The organism is Cupriavidus sp. WGlv3 (assembly GCF_023952475.1).
In the GTDB taxonomy this organism is placed as follows: Bacteria; Pseudomonadota; Gammaproteobacteria; order Burkholderiales; family Burkholderiaceae; genus Cupriavidus; species Cupriavidus phytorum.
Genome location: NZ_JALHRX010000035.1, coordinates 1 through 24,281, shown reverse-complemented (window position 1 = coordinate 24,281; position 24,281 = coordinate 1). Strand labels below are relative to the sequence as shown.

Below are 24,281 nucleotides of genomic sequence, written 5' to 3'. Positions count from 1 at the left end.
AGGTATTATGTCAAATCACATTGATATAAGACGGCCGTCGCCCCCTTGTACGACCCGCCCCGAATTACCGAGACTTGAGGTCTGATTCGTGCGATAAGCCGGACATGGACAAGCCCCAACTGCCACCACACCCCTTGCTTGATGTGACGCTGCGCGCCGTTCCGCGCCGCTATCGCTTACCCGAACTCGACAACGTGTTTTCGCCAGACCTGGATGCCAGTCCAGGCACGACGCTCGCACTCGTGATCGAACAAGCCCGCACCACGCTGGCGCGTGGCGAGACGCCGGATGCGGCGTTAAAGGATCGCTTCACCGGCGCGCTTGCGCGCATGGTGCGGGAAGCGATGCGCACGGATGGCGGCGATCCTGTGTTCCAGGCGATGGTGCTGCGACATCGGGCCGCGCCGGTGCGGGAGTATGCGTCGCTGTCCGCGTGCGCGGACCAGGACCGCCGCGCCATCCATGCCGCCGTCAATGCGGTCGCCCATCCCGGCAAACAGCAACGCCTCGGCCCCGGTCCGCAACGCGAGGCGCTGGCGCGGCTGCATGCCTGCGCCGGGGCTGCAGCCTGGAACAAGCTACACGACGCCGTACAGCAGTTGCTGGAGATGCCGCAGATGCCGCAGATGCCTGCATCGGCGGGCGAACCGCAGCCAGCACGCGCCTTGGCGCAACTGCTGGAACATCCGGCCCTGGCGCGTCTGCGGCGCCTGGATGCGCTGGCGTCGGACGCGCTCGTCGTCGAATACCTGAAGCTGTGGGAACGGTACGGTCCGCGCTCGGGCAGCGCTTCCGCCGTCGCGCAGGGGCTGTCGTCACGGCAGCGTGGCGATGCCGCGGAGGCGCAGGCCGCGTTGGCGCTCGAGGCGTTGGCGCAGCGGCTTAACGCCGCGCCGGATGCATCGGCACCCTACCGCGTGGTGACGTCGTTGCGCGTACCGGCTGCGATCCCGGCTGCGCATAAACACGCCAAGACCGAATGGGATGTAGTGCTGCTCAGGCAATCCGCCGCGGCAAGCGACACCGCCGGCGGCACTCCGGCCTGGGACGTGTGCCTCCTGGTCGAGGTCAAGGCCTCCGTCGATGCTGCGGCCACAGATTTTCCGCGACTGCTGCGCGGCTTGCGGCTGCTTGCGCATGCGGACAAGGACGTCGTTTATCCGTTTGCGACCCGGCAAGGCACGGTGCCGCTGCGCGGCGCCGCGCTATGCGCCCTGCCCTCGGCATCCGCGGCGCTGTCCCGCACGGTGCTCTATTGCTGCGACGCGCCTGCCGAGCCCGCACCACGCCTGCTCAGCGCCGCCAGCCGGATGCAATTGCTGTCGGCAACGCCGACGCTGGATTTCGCCGTCGCACTGACGGAGGCGCCTTCCGCTGACGCGCGCGAGCTGGAGCCGGTCTGGCAGGCGCTGCTGGAAGCGCCTGGCTGGCGTGCCGTGCTCGACCAGTATGCGACGCTGCGGCAGGTCCGAGAACTGATGGTGCATACGGACGACTTGCTGGCCGCGGTGTAGGCAAGGCGTGGCCGATCAAGGCGCACGCCAGCATGCTGGACCTACGATCCGCTGCCAGGACGCGGCGCCAACAGGTCTTCGAAGAAAAACGCCGCCAGCTGGTGACGTCCGTTGACCTTGGCCTTGGCATAAAGATTGGCGGCGTGCTGCCGCACTGTCTTCGCCCCGGTCTCGCGTACGCCGGCGATTTCTTCCAGAGACAAGCCCTTGACCAGCAGTAGCGCGACATCCCTTTCGGCCGGAGTCAGGCCCCAGCGCTCGAACTGCTCCTGCATCGACTGCAAGAAGTCGCGCGTGGACCGTTGTGCGGCCGCGTCGCGTTCGGCCGCCGCGCGCACGGCGGCATCGGCCGAATGCTTGAGCGTTTCGAACGCGTGCAAGGCGCGTCGACGCTCTCCGATCACGATCCCGAGGATCACCAGGAACGCGAGCGTCGCCGCTGTTTCGGCATAGAAGTGGAACGACGGCCCGCTGCTGACAAGCTGGTACAGGTCCCATGCCTGATAAAGCGGGAAGACGGCAAGCATGAGCAGGAACTTTGGGGGCATAGGCGTTCGGTCTCGGGCCAGCCATGACAAGCCGGCTGGGAAAAAACGAGCATCACGGCGGACGCGTAATGTAACTGATTCTCAATAACAGGCCAAGACCCGTAGTGGCAAAACTGTCGCCATAAGTGCTCGAGCTAGCACAAACGCCATACCGGGCATATGTCCCGGTCCCGACGGGGTGCTTTGAATGGCACCTGAATACGGGACAAACGGCCCGAGCGGCCGTGGCAAATGCCGCTGAGCGGCCGTCATCGCGTTGAGTGTGAGAATGAGTCGCATTAGCATTGTTCGGCTGCTTCGTATCCCCCTGCATTGCTCACTGCGCTCCCCCGCACTCCACCTGAGGCCCGACACATGCAAGAGATTTTCGTACTCGCTCACGTACCGACCCCTGCCGTCAACGACGGATTCCTGCCGGCAGCGCGCGCGCTCGGGCGCTCCGTTGTCTTATTGACGGATTGTGCCGATGCCCATCGCGCACACTTTGCCGGCGCCGGCCTGCCCGCCTACCCGGACGACATCGTCCCGTGCGATGTCTTCAACCCGCTGGCGGTGATCGATGCCATTACGCGCCGCGGCGGCAAGCCTGCGGCCGTGTTTTCCAATAGCGATCACCTGCAGGCAGCCACGGCGATCGCCTCGGCGTACTTTGGCCTGCCGGGCAAGGACTGGCGCACTGCCTACGCCGCCAAGAACAAGGCAGAGATGCGGCGGCGCCTGGCAGAGGCTGGCATCGACACGCTGTGGCACGCGGTCGTTTGCGACAGCGCCGGCCTGGCCGCGCTGGCCGATGTGCCGATGCCGTGCATCGTCAAGCCGCGCGAAGGCGTGGCCAGCCAGCAGGTCAGCCTCGCGCGCAGCCACGCCGAGCTGGCCGAGCATTGCGGCGCGATCTGGGCGCGGCACCCGGGCCAGGTATTGCTGCTCGAAGAATATCTGGAGGGCCCGCTGTACACGCTGGAAACGCTGGGCGATGGCAAGGAGCTGCGCGCGCTGGGCGGCTTCCGCGTGACGCTGTCGTCGCCGCCGTACTTCGTTGAGCTGGAAGCGGTATGGGGTACCGGCCTGCCCGCCTCGGTCGAAGCCGAAGTCCTGGACACCATCCGCCGCTTCGGCATCGGCTTCGGCGCCTGCCATACCGAGTACGTGCTGACCGCGAAAGGCCCGCGGCTTATCGAGATCAACTACCGCAGCATCGGCGACTACCGCGAGTTCCTGCTGTCTGACACCCTGCAGTTCCCGCTGTTCGAGCAGGTCTTGCGCCTGCACCTGGGCGAGGCGCTGCCGGCGCTCGAGGTGCCGAGGCGGGCGGCGTGGATCCGCTATTTCACCGCGCAGGCGGAAGGCACGCTGCGGCACGCGCCGGCACACAGCCAGCATGAAGGCGATGGGGTCCGGCTGACCTACCAGCCCCTGCGCAAGGTGGGCGACGCCATCCAGCTGACCAACTCCAACAAGGATTACCTGGGCGTGCTGCGCGGCAGCGGCCCCGACAGCGCGGGTCTGGCCGCGGCGGTCGAACTGGCCAGCAGCAAGCTCGCCTGGGAGATTGCGCAATGAGCGCCCGCATGCCCGAGCAGCCGTCCCGGTCGGCCACTGCTGCCGACGCCGATATCGACTACATCTGCGTGCGCGTCGTCGACACCCTGCTGCGCGAGGACGTGCGCGCCTGCGCCAGCCGCGGCGAGTTGTACGGCGCTGACGCGGTACCGGGTGGCGCGCATGGTTTCGACGCCGGCCAGCAGTGGCTGCGCGTCCCGCGCCTTGGCGCCGGCACGCTGTGGCTTCCGGTAACACCAACGCGCTACATGCAGGAATGGCGCCTGACCCGCCTGCCCGTGCTGCACGAAGCCGACGGCGCGTTCTCCGCGCTGCATCAGGTCGACTCCATCCTGGCCGCATTCGCTGGCGGCCTGGCCGAGGAAGATGCGCGCCTGTTCACCGCCTACGTCGACGAGTGCCGTGCCGCGGCCGAGCATCGCACCGTCTCGATGGCCGAGCGCGCACGCTGGTTCGCGCAGGCCGACAGCGCCGGCGGACACGCGCTGCCCGCCTGGAACCAGCGCATGCTGCACTACGATCGCCTCGCGGGCTTTCTCGACCACCCTTACTACCCCACCGCGCGCGCCAAGCTGGGCTTTGCCGCCGATGACCTGGCCCGCTACGCGCCAGAGTTCCAGCCGGCATTCGCGCTGAACTGGCTCGCGATCCCGCGCCAGCACCATCATTCCAGCGGCGACGCGCTGCCGCCGAACTGGCCGGATTTCGCCGAGGTCGGGCTGGATCCCGCGCTGGCCCGCTCGCATGCGCTGGTGCCGGTGCATCCCTTCGTCTGGCAGCATCATCTCGATGGCTTCCTCGCCGATGCCGGGCTTGACGGCCAGGTCATGCGCGCACCGCGCGCCTGCCTGCGCGTGTCGCCAACCTTGTCGGTGCGCTCGCTGGTCGTGCTCGACGCGCCCGCATGGCATATCAAGCTGCCGCTGACGATTCGCACGCTGGGCGCCAAGAACATCCGCACCATCAAGCCCAGCACCATCGGCGATGGCCATCGCATCCAGACCCTGCTCGGCGACATTGTCCGCCAGGAACCCGGCCTGCACGGGCAGGTGCTGCTGACCGACGAGGCCAACGGCGCCCATGTCGACCAGCGCCCGTTCCTGGGCTATATCCTGCGCCGCTATCCCGAGCCGCAGCTGGCGGACAAGACGGTGGTTCCGGTCGCGGGCCTGCTGGCTGAAACCGCCAGTGGCCAGTGCGTGGCCGAGGAACTCGCCGGCCGCTATCACGGCGGCGATCTCGACGCCTGGCTCGACGCCTACCTGGCGCTGACCCTGCAGCTGCACCTGACACTGTGGCTGCGTTATGGCGTGGCGCTGGAATCGAACCAGCAGAACTCGATGCTGGTCTACGGTGCCGACGGCCTGCGCCTGATGCTCAAGGACAACGATGCCGCGCGCATCGACCGCGCCATGCTCGCGCGCCGCTGGCCGGCCCTGGCGGCCCGCCTCGACGGGCTGGAAGACCAGCGCATCGGCGTCGACGCGGCGCTGCCGCTGGCGCAGATGTTCGTCACCATCACGCTGCAGCTGAACATCGCGGCGCTGGTGGAAGGCCTGGCGCAGCGTCGCGGCACCGACCCTGCGGTTGGCTACGCGCGCGTGCGGCGCCACGTGGAGGCCGTCCTTGCCGACCTGGCCGCCGCGGGCGAAGACACCGCCTTCGCGCGCCAGGTGCTGCTCGACGACGACCGTCTGCACCTGAAGTACCTGCTGACAGCCGCGTCGCTGGCGGAAAAGGCCCAGACCGGCGCGACCGACGTCAACAAGTTCTATGGCAAGCGGGCCCCCAATTTCCTCAGGGTGGCCGCATGAGCGCCGGCACGCGGCGGGTGGTCGCGGTGGTGATGCTGTGCCATTTCATCGCCGCATTTGCGGCGCTGGGCATGCCGCCGTTCTTCGCCCTGATCCTGCAGCGCTCGCTGCACAACGACGTGCCGTGGCTTGCCGGCGCGTTCTACGTGGTGCCAACGCTGCTGGCGGCGATCTCGGCGCCATGGTGGGGCCGGCTCGCGGACCGCTTCGGCAAGAAGCCGCTGCTGATGCGCGCGCAACTGGGGCTGGCGGCAAGCTTCCTGCTCGCCAGCTACGCGACCAGTTCGTTTGCCTTCCTGGCGGCGCTGGTGCTGCAGGGCGTGCTGGGCGGGACGTTCTCGGCCTCCAACGCCTACCTGGCCACGGTCGCCAGCGGTACCACGCTCACGCGCAGCCTGACGGCGATGCAGTGGTCGGCGCGCGCCGCGCTGGTGGCGGCGCCCGCCTGCCTCGGTCTGTGGATGGGGGCCGAATCGCCGATCGCGCTGTACCGCTGGCTGGCGCTGCTGCCGCTGGTCGCCGCGGCGCTGATCGCGTGGCTGCCCGCGGGCGACGCCGACGGCACGGTGCAGCGGCCGGCGGCACGCTCCACCGGCGCCGGCACGGCGGCACCGGCGACGCCGCGGCAGATTTATGTGCTGCAGTTCGCGTTCGTGTTTGCCACCGTGGCGACGTTCCCCTACTTCATCCCGGACCTGCAGCAGCGCATGCCGGCCCTGTCCGCGGCTACCGCCGGGCTGCTGTTCGGACTGCCCCACCTGGTGTACCTGGCGGCGGCACCGCTGCTGTCGCGGCGGCTGGGTCTGGCCCCGTCGCTGACGCTGCTTGCCACTGCCTACGGCACGCTGGCGATCGCGCTGCTGGCACAGGCCGCACCTTTGGGGCTGCCCGCGCTGGTGGCCTGGCGACTGCTGATGGGTATCGCCATGACGGTCGGCTTTATCGCGCTGCATGCGCTGGTGGCCAGCGTGGTGCACGCGGGCAACGCCGGCCGCACCTTTGGCTGGTTCGAAAGCAGTTCCAAATGGGGCGGCGTCGCGGCCGGGCTTGGCGCCGGCGCCGCGGTTGGCCTGGCCGGCCAGCGCTCGCCCTACCTGCTTGGCGCGGCGTTGCTGGTGCCTGCCGTCGCATACCTACTTACCGCCCGCCAGCGGATGAGCCCGCTCTGATCTTTCCCGAGAACAAGGTCACAAGACAATGCAAACGCAAAGCAAGATGGAACCTGCCGGCACGCGCCGCCCCGTGGCTGAACTGACGGAACTGGCCGGACTGGCCGCCGCGCGGCGCTGCCAGGAAACGCTGCTGAACTGCTACTGCCGCGAAGTCGCGGGCCCCGCCGGCCAGTTGCGCGTCGGCCCGCCCGCCGGGCAGACCGACTGGCCCGCGACCATCGCCATGACCCTGCAGCGCGAGGCGGCCCAGGAGGCCCAGGTGGCCCAGGTGCTGGAAGTGCAGCTGCCGCATATCCACGACCGCTTGCTGGCCGTGGTCGGCGGTGCCTGGCTGACCGGCAACTACCGCTATCTGTCGCCGGTCTTCCACAAGGCCGAGAACAAGCCGTGGGCGCTGCTCGACTGGGAAGCGCTGGCCGCGCTGCTGTTGCGCGAGATGGCGCAACAGCATGAGCTGCCGCCCAACACCGAGCTGATGGAGCAGATCCGCAACAGCGTCGCCGTCAGCTCCGAAGTGCTGTCGATGCCGGTATCCGCGGCCATCCCGGCCGATCCGGTCGACGCCTATATCGATTCCGAGCAATCGCTGACCTTTGGCCACCCCTTCCATCCCACGCCAAAAAGCCGTCAGGGCTTTTCCGACGAGGACCTGCTGCGCTACTCGCCGGAACTGCGCACGCGCTTTGCGCTGGCGTGGTTCGCGGTGCCGCGCGATGACATCGCGCAGCAGTCGCTGCTCGACGCCAGCTGCGACCAGCTGATCGCAGCGAATGCCCCGTCAGTGTCCGCCGACCGCGTCGCGGTGCCGGTCCATCCATGGCAGGCGGGCTACCTGCGCGAGCATCCGCTGGTGCGCGCTGCCCTGGCAAGCGGACGCATGCAGGACCTGGGCACGCAGGGCGCGGACTTCTATCCCACTTCGTCGATCCGGACCCTGTACCAGCCCGGCAATCCGTACTTCTACAAGCTGTCGCTGAACATCCGCATTACCAACTGCGTGCGCAAGAACGCATGGTATGAGCTGGAGAGCGCCATGCACGTCAACCGCGTGCTGCGCCCGCTGCTGCCGGAGCTGGCGCGCGCCTTCCCGGGCCTGGCGCTGATGGAAGAGCCCGCATTCCTGTCGGTCGACCTCAAGGACGCCGATATCGAGCAGAACCGCCAGGTCATCGAAGGCTTCGGCCTGATCCTGCGCCAGAGCGTGGATACGCTGCGCGCGCCCGACTGCGTGCCGCTGCTGGCCGGCTCGTTGTTCGGCAACCACTATTACGGCGATGCGCGCATGCAGCGTCTGCTCACGGCGCTCGCCACGCAGGCAGGGACCACGGTGGATGCCATGACCGAGCGCTGGTTTTCCGCCTATGTCGAGCAATTGGTTTATCCGGTGTTCCACCTCTTCTTCGCGCACGGCGTCATCTTCGAGCCGCACCTGCAGAACGTGGTGCTGGGCCTGCGCCAGGACATGCCGGCGCAGCTGTTCCTGCGCGACTTCGAGGGGGTCAAGCTGACGCCTTCGCGCCATCCCGCGTCGTCCATGGCCGGGCTCAGCGAGCGCGCCCGGTCGTCGCTATGGTATGACGAGGAGCAGGGCTGGAACCGCGTCGCCTATTGCCTGTTCGTCAACAACCTGTGCGAAGTGATCGCGCAGCTCGGTGGCGGCAGGCAGACCCTGAGCGCGCGGCTGTGGTCGGTGGTGCGCCATCACCTGCATACCTACCAGCATCGCCACGGCAATGCGGCGTCGGCGCGGCGCATCAACGGCCTGCTGGCCGGCCGCCCGTTCCCGGCCAAGACCAATTTCAGCAACCGCTTCTTCCAGCGCGCCGACCGCGCCTCGACCTACGTGCCCGTCGCCAATCCGATCCCCTTCGCCGGCATGGAGGCGGCATGGCAATGACCGCCCCCGTACTGCGCTGGTCGCACGTCACCGACCACCTGCACCAGGCGCTCGCCGATGCAGGCGGCCCGCTCAGTGCCTACGTCTACGACCTCGAGGCGCTGCGGGCGCACGCCGCCACCATTGCGGGCAGCCTGCCGCCGGGTTTCGAGCTGTTCTACGCCATCAAGGCCAACTCCGACCTGCCGATCCTGCAGACGCTGGCACCACTGGCGCACGGCTTCGAGATTTCGTCCGGCGGCGAGCTGGCCTGGGTGCGCGAGCACTTCGCCGAGGTGCCGCTGATCTTCAGCGGTCCCGGCAAGACCGATGCGGAACTGGCCGGCGCGCTGGAACTCGGGGTCGAGGCGTTGCATGTGGAAAGCCTGCATGAGCTGGAACGCCTGGCCTGGCTCGCGCGTGAGCGCGGCACCACTGCCCCGGTCCTGCTGCGCGTCAACCTGGCGGTCGAGGGGCTGCAGGCCACCACGCTGATGATGGGCGGCAAGCCCACGCCGTTCGGCATCGCCGGCGACCAGCTGCCCGCATGCCTGGCATGGCTGCGCGCGCACCCTGAAATCCGGCTGCGCGGCTTCCATTTCCACCTGATGTCCCACCAGCTCGACGCCGCCGCCCACCTGCGCCTGCTCGATGCCTACCTGCAGCAGGTCAGGCGCTGGCGGGCGGAGTACAGGCTCGACACGCTGGACCAGGTCAACGTCGGCGGCGGCATCGGCGTCAACTACCGCGAGCCCGAACGGCAGTTCGACTGGGCCCGCTTTGCCGAAGGCCTGCCGGCGCTGTCGGCACGGCGCGACGGGCTGACCGTGCGCTTCGAATGCGGGCGCTATATCACCGCGTTCTGCGGCTATTACGCCATGCAGGTGATCGACGTCAAGCACGCCTTCGACCAGACCTTCGCCGTGGCCAGCGGCGGCACGCACCACTTCCGCACGCCCTATGCGCAGGGGCACAGCCACCCGTTCCGGGTGCTGCCGGTGGCGTCATGGCGCTATCCGTTCGCCCGTCCCGGCGTGCAGGAGGCGCGCGTCAGCGTGGTCGGGCAGCTTTGCACGCCCAAGGACATCCTGGCGCAGGACGCGTACGTCGACAGCTTGCGCGCGGGCGACCTGGTGGTGTTCCCGTATGCCGGCGCCTATGCCTGGCATATCTCGCACCACGACTTCCTGCGCCACCCGCACCCGCGGCACTGCTATCTGCCGGTGGAGGATGCCCATGCTGCAGGCTAACCGCCTCAAGGCCGCGCTCGCGGACGGGCGCGATGTGTTCGGGCTGATCAACTCGCTGCCGTTGCCGCTGATGACAGAGATGATCGGCTACGCCGGCTTCGACTTCGTGATCCTGGACCTCGAGCATGTCGGCGTGAACCCGCAGACGCTCGAGAACATGATCCGCGCCGCGGAGTGCGCCGGCACCACGGCACTGGTGCGGGTGCCGCGGGCAGCGCCGGACATGATCCTGCGGGTGCTGGATGCCGGCGCGCAGGGCATCGTGGTGCCGCACGTATGCAGCCGTGCGACCGCCGAACTGGCGGTCCACAGCGCGCGCTACCACCCGCTCGGCAAGCGCGGCATCGCCGGAGGCCGGACCACCGGCTTCGGTACGCTGACATTGCCCGAGTACATGGAACGGGCCAACCGCGAGCTGATGGTGGTGGCCATGATCGAGGACCGCGCCGGCGTCGACGCGATCGAAGAGATCGTGGCCGTGCCAGGCATCGACATGGTGCTGGAGGGCGCGATCGACCTGTCGCAAAGCCTGGGTGTTCCCGCCGACGCGCAGCATCCCACCGTGCAGGCTGCGATCCGCCGCATCGCACAGGCCTGCCAGGCCCGCGGCGTGCCGTTCTGCGCCATTCCGCGCGCGGCCGGACAATGCGAGCAGTGGCGCGAACAGGGCGTGCACGCCTTCCTGCTGGGGGACGATCGCGCCACCGCCTTCCGCGCGATGAAGCAGCTGGTGGCGGGCTACCGGCGTGAACAATCAGGCTGAACCGTCGAGAACCGCCGCGCACGCTGACAGCCGGTATGCGCTGCCTACCCGCTCTGGCATCATGCAAGCTGGCACAACGCGACAGGAGCTTGCATGAACGACCCGCACGCCGCCGCGCCCGGCCCCTCCGGTCCGGCCCCCGCGCGCCCGCGCACCACGCTCAAGCCCCAGGTAGTCGTGCCGGCATTGCTGGCGGTAGGCCTGCTGCTGGTGTTCTGCGCCGCGTTTCCGCGCCAGGCCGATGCCATGTTTTCCGAAGCACAGGCCTGGGTCACGAGCCATTTCGACTGGTTCTACACCCTCGCCGTCACCATCTTCCTGCTGTTTCTGGTTTTGGTCGCGGGCAGCCGTTTCGGCGATATCCGGCTGGGGCCGGACGATGCCCGGCCCGAGTTCAGTTTTGTCTCGTGGACCGCCATGCTGTTCGCCGCCGGCATGGGCATCGGGCTGATGTACCGACCGCCGCCATCCTGATGGTGGCCGGCGGCCTCAAGGCCTTGCAGGCCATGACCCTGGTGGCGGCGCTGCCGGTGGCGCTGGTGATGCTGGCGCTGTGCTACGGGCTATGGCAGGGGTTGCAGGCGGATCTTGCCCATTCGTCGCAGGAACTGGCGCCGGCCACCAGCTTCTGGAGCGGCCAGCACTGGCGCCGCCGGCTGGCGCAGATCGTCCACCAGCCCAGCGAGGCCGATGTGCGGCAGTTCATCGAAGGCTCGGTGGTGCCGGCGATGCGCGACGTGTCGGCCGAGCTGGAGCGGCGCGGCGTCGCCAGCGCGGTGCTGCTGCACGCCGGCGATACAGAAGCGGGCGAGCCGGGCGGCCCGGGCGCGCGCCTGACCATACCGGTGGCCGACATGCGCGACTTTGTCTACGGCGTGCATTGCCGGCGCCAGCCGCTGCCTTCGTTCCTGGTACGCGAGGCGGCCGAGCCGGAAGCGCGGCGCCAGCACGCCTATGCGCCGGTGACCTTCTTCGAGGATGGCCGCGAAGGCTACGACATCCAGTATCTGCGGCAGGAAGAGATCATCGCCGATATCCTGCGCCACTATGAGCGCTATCTGTCCCTGGCCGCCGACCGGCGCACGCAATTGCTGCGGCGTGCGCCAGGGCATGCGTCGCTGACTGGTGAAGGGGAATGAGGCGGGCAGCGGGGCAGCATCCCTGCCCTCTTCCTGGGCACTTCCAGGACGCCTGATCCCCAGCCAGCACCCCAGTGTGGCGGCATCGGCACGCCGCGGGTCCCACAGTGTCCGGTATTCCCGACCTGTTCTTCCAGTGCTGCGCGTAATTTCTGCACCGCTGCCGCCCCCGTCGCTCTGGCAAGGGCCGGCGCCGCGCCATGCGTCTGGAACGGGATTTGCACCGGTTCGCCCGCCTTTTGAACAAAGGAGGTGCTATGTCAACCATCGAAGAGTCCATCGACGTCCGGGTGCCGGTGCAGGTCGCGTATCAGCAATGGTGCCGGTTCGAGGAATTTCCGCGGTTCATGGAGGGCGTCGAGGAGGTCAGGCAGCTCGATGACCGCCGTCTGCACTGGCGCGCCGAGGTCGGCGGCAAGCAGAAGGAGTGGGATGCCGAGATAACGCAGAATGTCGCCGACCAGTGCATCGCCTGGCGCAGCGTCGCCGGGGCGGAGAACTCGGGCCAGGTGAATTTTTCTCCGCTGGATGCGGGCGCGACCCGCGTGTCGGTGCGCATGAATTACGAAACCGAAGGCGTGGTCGAGGCGGTCGGCGATGCCGCCGGCGTGCTCAAGCGCAAGGTCGAGGGCGACCTGAAGCGCTTCAAGGAGTTCATCGAGGCGCGGGCATGACGGCCTCGGTCTGACCAACGCGGTCGCGGCCTGGCCGGGCAGGCCGCGACACCATCCCGGTTTCCGCCCGGCCACCGCCCGGCACCTCCCGCCTAAATATTCCCGTTCCGCCTTCGTCCAACAGGGTGATGCGCCAGATGGCGCCACATACCTTGCACTGAACGGGAGCCCGCCATGAGTTTCGACCGCGACGACGCCACTTTCCTGGTCCTCGTCAACCACGAAGAACAGTATTCGATCTGGCCGGACTACAAGGCCGTGCCCGGCGGCTGGCGCGCGGCGGGGTTCAGCGGCAAGCGGCAGGACTGCCTGGACTATATCGAGCGCACCTGGGTGGACATGCGTCCGCTCAGCCTGCGCCGCTTCATGGAGGCGCAAGCGCAGGCGGGCGCCTGACCATGGCGCCCTTGCAGCTGTACTGCCTGCCTTATGCTGGGGCCAGCGCCACGGCGTACCTGCGCTGGCGGCGCCTGCTGCCGGCGCAAGTCGGCCTGGTCCCGCTGGAGCCGCCAGGCCGCGGCGCGCGGCTCGACGAGCCGCTGCTGCGCGATTTCGAGGCGCTCGCGGGGGAAATGGCCGACGTGCTGTGCCGGCAGCTCGAACGCCGCTCCGGTCCGTACGTCCTGTTCGGCCACAGCATGGGCGGGCTACTCGCCTGGCGCCTCTGCCACCTGCTGCGCGGGCGCGGCCACGCGCTGCCGCAGCGGCTGGTGGTGTCCGGCTGCGCCGCCCCGACCCGGCGCGATCCCGGCCGGCTGGCGGCACTGCGCGGCGACGCCGCGCTGAGCGCCGACCTGCGCAAGCACGGCGGCACACCCGAGGCGGTGTTTGCCGATGCCGAGCTGCTGCGCCTGACGCTCGATGTGCTCGACGCCGACTATCGCGTGTGCGAAAGCTTCCGCTGCGACGCAGTGCCCCCGCTGCCCTTGCCCGTGCACGTGTTTGCCGGCCTTGACGACCCGATTGCACCGGCCGACCTGCACGCCTGGGCCATCGAGACCCGCGCCGGACACACCCTCGATTGGTTCGCAGGCGGCCACTTCTTCCTGCACGACAGCCAGGCCGAGGTGGTCGGCCGACTCATTGCCTACCTGGAGACTGCGTCGGCCGGCAGCGTGGGTGCATCCATGCCCTCGCCCACAGCATCGGCCACGTTGTTGCCCGCCTGAACCGCCCCGCACGACCCAACACCCACTGTCTTCCCTGAAGAGCCGATCCAAGCATGCAGCCCGCTCCGAATCACCCGGCCACGCTGGTGGCCCATCTCAGCCTGTTGGCCGCCCAGCGCGGCGCCGACACGGCGCTGGTCATCGTCGACGCCGCCGGCGAAACCCGCTACAGCTACGCCGTGCTGGACACGCGCGTACGAGCGCTGGCTGTGCGCCTGGCCGCGCAGGCAGACCCGGGCGCGCGCGCGCTGCTGCTGATGGACAGCGGCATCGACTACGTCACCGCGTTCTTTGCCTGCCTGTACGCCGGACTGGTCGCGGTGCCGGCGTTCGAGCCCGGCGCCGTACGCTCAGCGCAGGTGGCGCGGCTGCGCGCGATTGCCGTCGACGCCGAACCGGCACTGGTGCTGACCACCAGCGCGCACGCCCGCGACCACGCCGAGGCGCTGGCCGAGATTGCCCCCGGCGCGGCGGTGGTGGCTGCCGATGCCACCCTGCCCGCCGCGGCGGAACCCTGGCAGCCCTACCCCGCCCGCGCCGACACGCTGGCCTTCCTGCAGTACACCTCGGGCTCGACGGCCTCGCCGAAGGGCGTCATGGTCAGCCATGGCAATGTCATGGCGAACGAGGTGGCGATTGCCGAAGGCATGCGCGTGGGGCCCGGCGACGTGATGGTCAGCTGGCTGCCGCTCTATCACGACATGGGCCTGATCGGCGGGCTGCTGCAGCCCATCCACAGCGGCATCCCGGTGGTGCTGATGTCGCCGCAGTTCTTCCTGGAGCGCCCGGTGCGCTGGCTGCAGGCGATCAGCCAGCATCGCGGCACGCTGTCCGGCGGGCCGGACTTTGCCTTCCGGCTGTGCGTCGAACGCGTGCGCGACAGCCATCTGGCCGGGCTCGACCTGTCGAGCTGGGCGGTGGGGTACTCGGGCGCCGAGCCGGTGCGGGCCGACACCCTGCGTGCCTTTGTCGAGCGCTTTGCCGCGGCCGGCTTCCGCCAGCAGGCGCTGTATCCGTGCTACGGCCTGGCCGAGGCCACGCTGTTCGCCACCGGCTCCGAGCGTGGCGCGGGCATGGTCAGCACGCGCTTCGATGCGGCAGCGTTGGCGCGCGGCAAGGCGGAACCCTCGCCCGACGGCATGGAACTGGTCGGATGCGGTTTCCCGCGCGCCGGCCATGCCATCCGCATTGCAGACGCCGACCGGCAGGCGCTGCCCGACGGACAGATCGGCGAGATCGAGATCGCCGGACCCAGCCTGTGCGGCGGCTATTGGTGCAATGCCGAAGCCAGCGCCTCGGCCTACGGCGACGATGCCGGCGCGGGCCGCTGGCTGCGCACCGGCGACCTCGGCGTGTGGCATGGCGGACAGCTCTATATCGCCGGACGCCGCAAGGACCTGATCATCGTGCGCGGCCAGAACCTCTATCCGCAGGACATCGAGCGCGCGGTCGAAGAACAGGTGCTCGCCGCGCGTCGCGGCCGGGTGGCAGCGTTCGCGGTCGAAGGCCCCGACGGCGAGGGCATCGGGATCGCCGTGGAAATCTCCCGTCCGGAGCAAAAGCGCGCGGGCCACGTGGCCCTGGTGCAGGCGCTGACGCAGGCGGTCGGCAACGCCTGCGGCGAGCCGCTGGCGGTCGCGCTGCTGCTCAATCCCGGCGGCCTGCCCAAGACCACCAGCGGCAAGCTGCAGCGCAGCGCGTGCCGCGCCGGCTGGCTGGATGACAGCCTGGACGCGTGCGCGATCTGGGCGCATGGCAGCTTTGCGCGCGGCGGCACCGCAGCCGCGGACCCGGCCGCCGCGCCAGCCGATGCCCCGCGCGGCGCAACCGAACTCGCGCTGGCCGCGCTGTGGCAGCAATTGCTGGGCACCGCGCCGGCCGGCCGCGCTGCGCATTTCTTTGCCAGTGGTGGCAACTCGCTGAGCGCGGCGCGGCTGGTGGCGCGGCTGCGCGAGCAATATGGCGCCGCGGTGCCGATGCGCCTGCTGTTCGAACATCCCACGCTGCAAGCCTGCGCCGCCGCGCTCGACCAGTTGCCGGGCGAGGCCGCGGAAGCGCCGCTTGCCCCGGTGCCGCGCCTGCCGCAAATGCCGCTGGCGCCGGCGCAGCAGCGGCTCTGGCTGACCGACCGCATTGCCGCCGAAAGCGATCGTTGGACCTACAACATGGCCGGCGGGCTGCGCCTGACCGGCGCGCTGGACACGGCCGCACTGCGCACCGCGCTGAACGCACTGGTGGCGCGCCATGAAATCCTGCGCACCAGCTACCCCGCCGATGCGCAGGGCACCCCGTATGCGCGGATCGAAGCCGAACTGGCGCTCGAGCTGCCCTTCAGCGACCTGTCGGCGCTGAGCCCGGCGCAAGCCGATGCCGCGCTACGGGAACTGGCCGAAGGCCAGGCGCGCAAGCCCTTCGACCTGGCCCAGGCGCCATTGCTGCGCGCCCGCCTGGTCCGGATCGCCGCCGACGACCATGCCTTGCTGCTGACGCTGCACCATATCGTCGGCGATGGCTGGTCCGTCGCCATCCTGCTCGATACGGTGGCCGCCGCCTACAACGCGGCACGGGCCGGCGTCGCGCTCGACTGGAAGCCGCTGCCGATTCAGTACGCCGACTACGCGGCGCACCAGCGCAGCGCCGACACCGGCCCGCAACGGCAGGCCGAGACCGACTACTGGCGCGCCGCGCTGCGTGACGCGCCGAAACTGCCGACCCTGCCCACGCCCAGGCGGCGCCCGCCGGTGGCATCGAGCGACGGCGCCGCCTGCTACACCACCCTGCCCGCCGCACTGCTGGCGCAAGCCGACGCGCTGGCGCAGGCCCATGGCGCGTCGCGCTACATGGTGCTGCTGGCCGCCTTCCACGCCCTGCTGCACCGGGTCAGCGGCGCCGAAGACCAGCTCGTCGGCATCGACGTGGCCGGCCGCCCGCGCCGCGAGCTGGAGGAACTGGTCGGCTTCTTCGTCAACGTGCTGCCGCAGCGCGCGCAATGCCACGGCGGGCTGCGCTTTGCCGAACTGCTGGCGCAGGTGCGCACGCGCACGCTGGCCGCGTTCGACCACCAGTCCCTGCCGTTCGAGCGCATCGTCGAAGCCGCCGGCGTGCCGCGCGAGCGCGCCTGGCATCCGCTGGTGCAGGTGCTGTTCGTGCTGCAGAACACCCCCGCCCAGGCGCGCGGCTTCGACGGCCTGCACGCGGCGCGCCTGCCTACGCCGGTGCATGCGGCCAAGTTCGACCTGGCCGTGTTTCTCGAACCGTGCGACGACGGCCTGCGCGCCGAATGGGTCTATGCCACCGCGCTGTTCCCGCGCGCTGCGATGCAACGCCTCGCCGATGCCTACGGTGCCGTGCTGGCGCAGGCGCTGGCCGCCCCTGACTCCCCGCTGGCCGGCTTCCAGGTACCGGCCGGCCTTTGCGAATCCGCTCCGGAACTGCCCGCCATGACCGCCACACCGCCCCGCCCCAGCAAGCTCGACAAACTCGGCAAGCTCGCCAGCCTGCCCCGGCGCGGCGCCGAGGCAACGCCTGCCGCGCCCGCCGCCCCGCTGGTGCGGACCTCGTTCCTGGCGCCGGGCCAGACCTTCCCGATCGTGATGGAACCCGCCTCGCCCGATCTCGATCCGGTGGCATGGGCGCTGGCGCACCGCGAGCAGATCGAGGCCACGCTGTGCCGCCACGGCGGCATCCTGCTGCGCGGCTTCGGCCTGCGCACGCCGCAGGAATTCGAGCAGTTCGCCGAATCGATCGAGCCCGGCCTGTACGGTGCCTACGGCGACTTGCCGAAGAAGGAAGGCGGCCGCAACACCTACCGCTCCACGCCGTACCCCGAGCGCGAAATGATCCTGTTCCACAACGAAAGCGCCCACCTGCCGCGCTGGCCGCGCAAGCAATGGTTCTTCTGCGAGCTGCCGTCGCCGCTGGGCGGCGCCACGCCCATCGTCGACTGCCGCGAGATGTACCGGCGGCTGCCGCGCGAACTGGCCGAACGCTTCGAGCGCAAGGGCCTGCGCTATGTGCGCACCTTCAACGACAAGCTCGACGTGAGCTGGCGCGACTTCTTCAAGAGCGATTCGCGCGACGAGGTCGAAGCGCGGTTGCGCGCCTCCGGCGCCGACTTTGCGTGGCTGGATGCCGACACGCTGCAGACGCGCGAACACTGCCCGGCGGTGATTGCGCACCCGGTCACCGGCGAACGCAGCTTCTTCAACCAGGTCCAGCTGCACCACACCGCCTGCCTGGACCCGGAGGTGCGGCGCGACCTGCTGGACATCGTCGGCCCGCGGCGGATGCCGCGCCAGGTGACCTTCGGCGACGGCAGCCCGATCGGCGACGACGTCATGGGCCTGATCGGCGAACTGTATGAAGCCTGCGCGGTGCGCTTTGCCTGGCGCCAGGGCGACGTGGTGATGCTGGACAACATGCTGGCCGCGCACGCACGCGACCCCTACCAGGGCCCGCGCAAGATCGTCGTGGCGATGGGCGACATGTTCGAGCGCAAGGACCTGCCGCCGCTGGCGGCACGCGCCGACGCGCAGGACGCCGCCGTGGCGGCCGACACCGCGCTGGAGGGCTGAGCCGATGGACGCCATCACCCAGGATTTCGCGCGCCACGCCCGCACGCTCGGGCGCGAACAGCGCGCGCTGTCGGCGCACGCGGCCATGCCGGTTACGCTTTCGGCAACCATCGAGGGGCCGCTGGACGCGCAGCGCCTGCAGCGGGCACTGTGCCGGGTCGCCGCACGTCATCCGGCCACGGGGCTGGTGTTCGGCCGTGTCGAAGGTTTGCGCGGCTTGCGCCAGAACTTTGCCGGTGCAGCGCCGGCATGGTCGCCCGCGGGTCCGGACCAAGGCACGCCCGAAACAGCCCTGCAGGCCGCACTGCAGGTGCTCGACGACAATCGCGCACAGCTGACGCTGGCCGCCCATCCGCTAGCGGCCGATGGACCCAGCCTCGTCACGCTGCTCGACGAACTGGCACACGCCTACGCCGACGAAAGCGCCCCGGCCGGCGAAGCGCCGCTGCCCTATGCGGACTACCTCGACTGGACCGACGGGCTGGCGCAAGACAACACCGAAGCCGGCGCGGGCTACTGGCAAGCCGTGCGCGAACGGATTGCCGGCCTCGATGCGCCGAGGCTGCCCTGGCAACGCGCCGGCAATGCAAATGAAGCGCTGGCGGCGCAGTGTGTGGAGCTTCCCGCGACGGAAGCCGCTGCGGTGGCCGCTTGGACCGCAGCGCTGGGCCAGCCGCTGGCGCACGTGCTGCAGGCGGCGTGGTGGCTGCTGCTGGCACGCCTCGATCCGGCCGCCGCGTTCTGCGCCGGCTGGCAGCATGACTGCCGCGATGACTTCGACGTACTGGCCGGCACGGTGGGACGTTATGAAGCGCTGCTGCCGGTCGCGGTGCAACCGGACATGGCCGCGCCGTTTGCCGACTGGCTTGCCGCGTTCGGCGCGCAGTTGCAGCAGCACCTCGACTGGCGCGAGCATTGCGCGGCGGACGCCAGCGCAGGCGCACCTGCATGCTTCGGCTTCTGCTGCAGCGGGCCTGCCAGCATGCAATGGCGGCATGGCGACCTGCATTGGCGTGCCGACGCACCGCGGGCGCTGCTGCCGGGCTTGGCGCTCGCGTTGCAGGTCCACGTGGAAGACGGCATGCCACGCCAGCTGGTATTGCACCACGCCGACAATGTCCATGGCGCGGATGCGATGGCATGCCTGCTTGACCAGTACCGCACGCTGCTGCAAACGCTGCGCGCGGCGCCGCACACCGCCGTCGGCGCATTGCCGCTCGCCACCGCCGCCGAGCGCGCGCGTGCCGACGCCATGCACGCGCCGGCGCTGCATGTCGGCGCGCAAACGCTGCCGCAGCGGCTGGCCCACTGGGCCGGCGAGCGCCCTCATGCGCCGGCGTTGTCGGCGCCTGGCCTGCAACTGAGCTACGCCGGCCTCGCTCGCGCCGTGGATGCGGTGGCGCAGCAGCTGCCGGCACTGGGCTTGCGCCCGGGCCAGCCGGTGGGCCTGCTGTTGCCGCGCTCGGGCGAACTGGTGGTGGCCTTGCTGGCGGTGATGCGTGCCGGTGCGCCGTACCTGCCGCTCGATCCGGCGTGGCCGCCGCAGCGGCGCGCACAGATCCTGGCCGACGCCGGTGCCACGCTGGTGCTGACCGACGCGGCCCATGCGCCTTCCGCCGGGCCGCTGCCGCATGCCGATATCGCGGCACTGCTGGCCGCCGACACCGCCGCCGACGCCACCCACACGCTGCCAATGGTGGACGCCGCGCAGTCCGCCTACGTGCTCTACACCTCTGGCTCGACCGGCACGCCCAAGGGCGTCGCCATTACCCATGGCCAGCTGCTGAACTACGCGGCTGCCTCCGGGCAGGCGCTGCGCCTGGACCGCTGCCAGCGTTTCGGGCTGACCTCCACCGTCGCCGCCGACCTGGGCAACACCACCCTGTTCGGCGCGCTGTGGCATGGCGCCTGCCTGTGCGTCGCCGACGGGGCCGACATGCAGCACGCCGCCGCCTTCACCGCCTTCCTGGCGCGCGAGCATGTCGATTGCCTGAAGATCGTGCCCTCGCACCTGGATGCCTTGCTCGACGGCGACACCGCGCCGCTGCCGCTGCCGCCGCACGCCACCATCGTGCTGGGCGGCGAGGCCGCGTCCCCGGCGCTGCTGCAGCGGCTGCGCGCGCGCATGCCGCAGGCCCGCCTGTGCAATCACTACGGGCCGACCGAAACCACGGTGGGCATCCTGGTCCATGATGCCGGCCGCGCGGCGGACGCGGTGGACGCGCCGCTGCCGCTGACGCAGGTGCTGGCCAACTGCGAGGCTTATGTGCGCACCGCCACGGGCCACCCGGCCGCCGTGGGGGAAACCGGCGAACTCTATCTCGGCGGCGCGCAACTATGCGCAGGCTATCTGGGCGGCAATGTGTCCGGGACGGCTTTCGTTGCGCACCCCGACCGCCCGGGCCAGCGCCTGTACCGCAGCGGCGACCTCGCCCGCTACCTGCCGCGCGGCGGCATCGAGCTGGTCGGGCGTGCCGACCACCAGGTCAAGGTGCGCGGCTTCCGTATCGAATGCGGCGAGGTCGAACAGGCGCTGGCGGCGCTGCCCGGCGTACGGCAGGCGGTGGTGATGCTGGCCGCTCCGGCCGGCGGCGCGCCCCAGCTCGCCACGTGGATCGTCCCCGACGACGCCACGGCCACCGACGCCGCCGCCCTGCGCAATGCGCTGCGCCACGCGCTGGCCGAGCGCCTGCCCGAAGCGATGATCCCCGCGCTGTGGTTCGCCATGGCGGCGCTGCCCCGGCTGCCGAACGGCAAGGTGGACCGCCGCGCGCTGGCGCAAGCTGCCGCCGCGGGCCCGGCACCCTCGTCTGCCAGACCGGTGCGCGAGCCGGCAAGCGAACTGGAAGCGCTGCTGCTGGACCAGCTGCGCGACTTGCTCGGCGCGCCGGGCCTGGCGGTGCATGACGACCTGTTCGAAGCCGGCGGCCATTCGCTGCTGGTGATCAAGCTGGTGGCGCGCATCCGCAAGCTGCTCAAGCTGGAGATTGCCCCCGCCATGGTCTTCGACGCCCCGGACGCGGCCGCGCTGGCGCGGGCGCTGCGCGGCGCCAGCGCCGATCCCGACGGCCTCGAGACATTGGCCGGCCTGCAGCGCCAGCTGGCGGCGATGTCGCCCGAGGCGCGCGCTGCGCTACGTGCCTCCGGCACGGCCAACGCCACCGCATAACGTCTTTTCCCTGGAACGCATCCATGACGCAATCCTCCACCCCTGCCCGGCAGGCGGCGCTGCTGGCGCTGCTGCTGGAGCAGGACGCGGCGCCGGCGGCCGCGCCGGCCAGCCTCGACGCCGCCGCGGCGCCGCTGTCTTTCTCGCAGCAACGCCTCTGGTTTCTGCTGCAATACGAGCCCGGCAGCACGGCCTACAACCAGACCCGCGCGTTCGTGCTGCGCGGCGCGCTCGATCGCCGCGCGCTCCAGGCCGCGCTGCGCGCCGTGATCGCGCGCCATCCCGCACTGCGCACTCGTTTCGTCGCCAACGACGCCGCGCCCGGCAGCTTGCCCCGGCAGGTGGTCGAGCCGGCACCAGCGTTTGCGCTGGCCGAAGCAACGCTTCCCGCCGGCCCGGAGGCGCTGCAGGCGTGCCTCGACGCCGAGGCCGCGCGGCCGTTCGACCTCGGCCAGGCGCCGCTGCTGCGCGCCACGCTGCTCACGCGTGGCCACGACGACCACGTGTTGCTGCTGTCGCTGCACCACATCGTCTCCGATGCGGTTTCCAACGCGGTGATCGCGCGCGACCTGGGCACGGCCTATGCGCAGGCGCTTGCGGACGACGGCGAGATCGCGCTGCCTGCCCCCGCCACGACCTTCGCCGCCCATGCCAGCCGCCAGCGCGAACGCCTGGCCAGCGGTGACCTGGACGCCCAGCGCGCATGGTGGCAGCGCCAGCTGGGCAATCATGTGCCGGCCCTGCAGTTGCCCACCGACCGACCGCATGGCAACCCCGCGACCCGCGTCGCGCGGCGCACCGAGGCGGCGCTGGACCTGACCCTGCTCGGCGCATTGCGCCGCTTCTGCGCCGCGCAGCGCTGCACGCCGTTCGTGGCGCTGTTCGCCGCGTGGCAGGCACTGCTGAGCCGCTATGCCGGCCAGGACGATTTCGCGGTCGGCGTGCCGCACGCGGGCCGCGACGGCGACGGCCTGGACGATGTGGTCGGATTCTTCGCCAACACCCATGTCTACCGCTCGCGCACCGCACCCGGCATCAGCGGCCGCGCGCTGTGCGAACAGCTGCGCACCGACGCGCTGGGGGCGCTCGGCCACGCCGAGCTGCCGTTCGAAGTGCTGCTCGACGGCATGCAGGTGCCGCGCGACGCCGGCCGCAGTCCGCTGTTCCAGGTCATGTTCAACCTGCGCACGGCAACGGCACCTGCCGCGCTGGCGCTGCCGGGGCTGCAGGCGCAGGCCGTGGAAGCGCGCCAGACCGGCGCCAAGTTCGACCTGATCCTCGACGCCGAAGACCGTGGCGACAGCCTCGCCCTGAGCCTGGAGTACGACTGCGCGCTGTTCGATGCCGCCACGGCGCAGCGCATGCTGCGCCACTACCTGGCCCAGCTGGGCGGCCTGCTGCACCAGCCCGAATTGCCGCTGGCGGCCACGTCCCTGCTCGGCGACGGCGACGCCGGCACGCTGGCGCACCAGCACGCTGCCGGCCAGCCGGCGCGGCCCGTTGCCGCCGAGCTCGCCCACCGCCGCATCCAGCGCCATGCCGAGCAACAGCCGCAGGCCATCGCCCTGCGCCATGGCGAGACCACGCTGACCTACGGCGAACTGGAGCGGCGCGCGAACCGGCTGGCGCACCGTCTGATCGCGCTCGGCGTCGGCCCGGAAGTGCGCGTCGGCATTGCCATGGAGCGTTCGCCGGAGATGATCGTCGGCCTGCTGGCCATCCTGAAGGCCGGCGGCGCCTACGTGCCGTTCGACCCGGCCTATCCTGCCGAGCGCCTGGCCTATCTGTTCGAGGACAGCGGCATTGCCGCCTTGCTGACGCAGCCCGCGCTGCGCGGCCTGCTGCCGCAGCGTGATGGCCTGCCGGTGCTGGAGCCCGACGCGCAGGACGATGGCGGCGTCTGGCCCGAATACGCGCCCACGGTGGAGGTCCGTCCCGCACACCTCGCCTACGTGATCTACACCTCCGGCTCCACCGGCCGCCCCAAGGGCGCCCAGCTGCAGCACGGCAACCTGTCGCGCCTGCTGGCGGCGACGCAGCACTGGTTTGGCTTCGGCCCCGCCGATGTCTGGACGCTGTTCCATTCGTACGCGTTCGATTTCTCGGTCTGGGAGATCTTTGGCGCGCTGTGCCATGGCGGGCAACTGGTGATCGTGCCGTTCCACGTCAGCCGCGCGCCGCAGGAATTCATCGCGCTGCTGCAGCGCGAACGCGTCACCGTGCTGAACCAGACCCCGTCGGCATTCCGCGCGCTGCTGGCCCAGCCCGAGCTGTATGCCGCGCCGCTGGCGCTGCGTTATGTGATTTTCGGCGGCGAGGCGCTCGAGCCGCAGGCGCTGCGGCCCTGGATCGACCACTTCGGCGATGCCTCGCCGCAACTGGTCAATATGTATGGCATCACCGAAACCACGGTGCATGTGACCTACCGCCCGATCACCCGTGCCGACCTGGCCCCGTCCTGCCGCGCGCGCAGCCCGATCGGCGAGCGCATTCCGGACCTGGGCGTGCGAGTACTGGATCCCGGACTGAACCCGGTGGCGCCCGGCGTGGCCGGTGAACTCTACATTGCGGGCGAGGGGCTGGCGCGGGGCTACCTGAATCGTCCGGGGCTGACCGCCGAGCGCTTCGTGCCGGATCCGTTTGCCGGTGATGGCGCGCGGCTTTACCGGACCGGCGATCTGGCGCGCTGGCTGCCTGACGGTGAGTTGGAATACCTGGGCCGCATCGACCAGCAACTGAAGATCCGCGGCTTCCGCATCGAGCCGGGCGAGATCGAGGCGCGCATCCTCGCGCAGCCCGGTGTCGGCAACGCGGCGGTGATCGCCGCCGAGGGACCGTCCGGTGCGCGGCTGGTGGCGTATGTGGTGCCCGCTGCAGGGGCGAAGACCGATGGCGCCACACTGCGCACCGCGCTTGCCGCGGAACTGCCCGACTACATGGTGCCGGCGGCCTTCGTCGTGCTCGACACGCTGCCGCTGACGCCCAACGGCAAGCTCGACCGCCGTGCGCTGCCCGCGCCGGCCTTCGACAGTGCCCAGGACTTCATCGCGCCCGCGGGC

Annotated in this window: 14 protein-coding genes and 1 pseudogene; 14 read left to right on the top strand and 1 reads right to left on the bottom strand. The window is 70.3% G+C overall.

Annotated features, from left to right (window positions below; genetic code table 11):
* Positions 1-104: 104 nt before the first annotated feature.
* A complete protein-coding gene (locus MKD38_RS28925; RefSeq protein ID WP_252682305.1) occupies positions 105-1,514 on the top strand; it encodes a 3-deoxy-D-arabino-heptulosonate 7-phosphate synthase in 1,410 nt (469 codons plus the stop codon).
* A gap of 41 nt (positions 1,515-1,555) precedes the next feature.
* Here MKD38_RS28925 and MKD38_RS28920 read toward each other — a convergent pair whose 3' ends face one another.
* Complete coding sequence (locus MKD38_RS28920) at positions 1,556-2,062, bottom strand: helix-turn-helix transcriptional regulator (protein ID WP_115682456.1); 507 nt, start codon at positions 2,060-2,062, stop codon at positions 1,556-1,558.
* 354 nt (positions 2,063-2,416) lie between these two features.
* Here MKD38_RS28920 and MKD38_RS28915 point away from each other — a divergent pair, with 354 nt between their 5' ends.
* The 13 genes and pseudogenes from MKD38_RS28915 to MKD38_RS28855 form a co-directional block, all read left to right on the top strand.
* Complete coding sequence (locus tag MKD38_RS28915) at positions 2,417-3,622, top strand: ATP-grasp domain-containing protein (RefSeq protein ID WP_252682303.1); 1,206 nt, start codon at positions 2,417-2,419, stop codon at positions 3,620-3,622.
* Positions 3,619-5,436 (top strand): IucA/IucC family protein, encoded by a 1,818-nt coding sequence (locus MKD38_RS28910; protein WP_252682301.1) that lies wholly within the window; start codon positions 3,619-3,621, stop codon positions 5,434-5,436. The genes MKD38_RS28915 and MKD38_RS28910 overlap by 4 nt, the downstream gene beginning before the upstream one ends.
* A complete protein-coding gene (locus MKD38_RS28905) occupies positions 5,433-6,605 on the top strand; it encodes an MFS transporter (protein ID WP_252682299.1) in 1,173 nt (390 codons plus the stop codon). Before MKD38_RS28910 ends, MKD38_RS28905 begins: the two co-directional genes overlap by 4 nt.
* A 28-nt stretch (positions 6,606-6,633) precedes the next feature.
* Positions 6,634-8,505, top strand: coding sequence for an IucA/IucC family protein (locus MKD38_RS28900; protein WP_252682297.1), 1,872 nt, complete (start codon positions 6,634-6,636; stop codon positions 8,503-8,505).
* Positions 8,502-9,734 (top strand): type III PLP-dependent enzyme, encoded by a 1,233-nt coding sequence (locus tag MKD38_RS28895; RefSeq protein WP_252682307.1) that lies wholly within the window; start codon positions 8,502-8,504, stop codon positions 9,732-9,734. The genes MKD38_RS28900 and MKD38_RS28895 overlap by 4 nt, the downstream gene beginning before the upstream one ends.
* Complete coding sequence (locus tag MKD38_RS28890) at positions 9,721-10,497, top strand: HpcH/HpaI aldolase family protein (protein WP_252682295.1); 777 nt, start codon at positions 9,721-9,723, stop codon at positions 10,495-10,497. The genes MKD38_RS28895 and MKD38_RS28890 overlap by 14 nt, the downstream gene beginning before the upstream one ends.
* 35 nt (positions 10,498-10,532) lie before the next feature.
* A pseudogene (locus MKD38_RS28885) lies at positions 10,533-11,636 on the top strand (BCCT family transporter); the annotation flags it as partial.
* A gap of 257 nt (positions 11,637-11,893) precedes the next feature.
* Entirely contained in the window at positions 11,894-12,310 is a 417-nt protein-coding gene (locus tag MKD38_RS28880) for an SRPBCC family protein (protein ID WP_092316818.1), read from the top strand.
* A gap of 174 nt (positions 12,311-12,484) precedes the next feature.
* Positions 12,485-12,706, top strand: a complete 222-nt coding sequence (locus tag MKD38_RS28875) for an MbtH family protein (protein WP_252682293.1) — start codon at positions 12,485-12,487, stop codon at positions 12,704-12,706.
* Between the two features lie 2 nt (positions 12,707-12,708).
* Positions 12,709-13,479, top strand: coding sequence for a thioesterase II family protein (locus MKD38_RS28870; RefSeq protein ID WP_252682291.1), 771 nt, complete (start codon positions 12,709-12,711; stop codon positions 13,477-13,479).
* Between the two features lie 53 nt (positions 13,480-13,532).
* Positions 13,533-18,053, top strand: coding sequence for a condensation domain-containing protein (locus MKD38_RS28865; protein ID WP_252682289.1), 4,521 nt, complete (start codon positions 13,533-13,535; stop codon positions 18,051-18,053).
* 4 nt (positions 18,054-18,057) lie between these two features.
* Positions 18,058-21,222, top strand: a complete 3,165-nt coding sequence (locus tag MKD38_RS28860; RefSeq protein WP_252682287.1) for a non-ribosomal peptide synthetase — start codon at positions 18,058-18,060, stop codon at positions 21,220-21,222.
* A gap of 23 nt (positions 21,223-21,245) precedes the next feature.
* On the top strand, positions 21,246-24,281 hold a 3,036-nt coding region (locus MKD38_RS28855), incomplete at its 3' end, for an amino acid adenylation domain-containing protein (protein WP_252682285.1).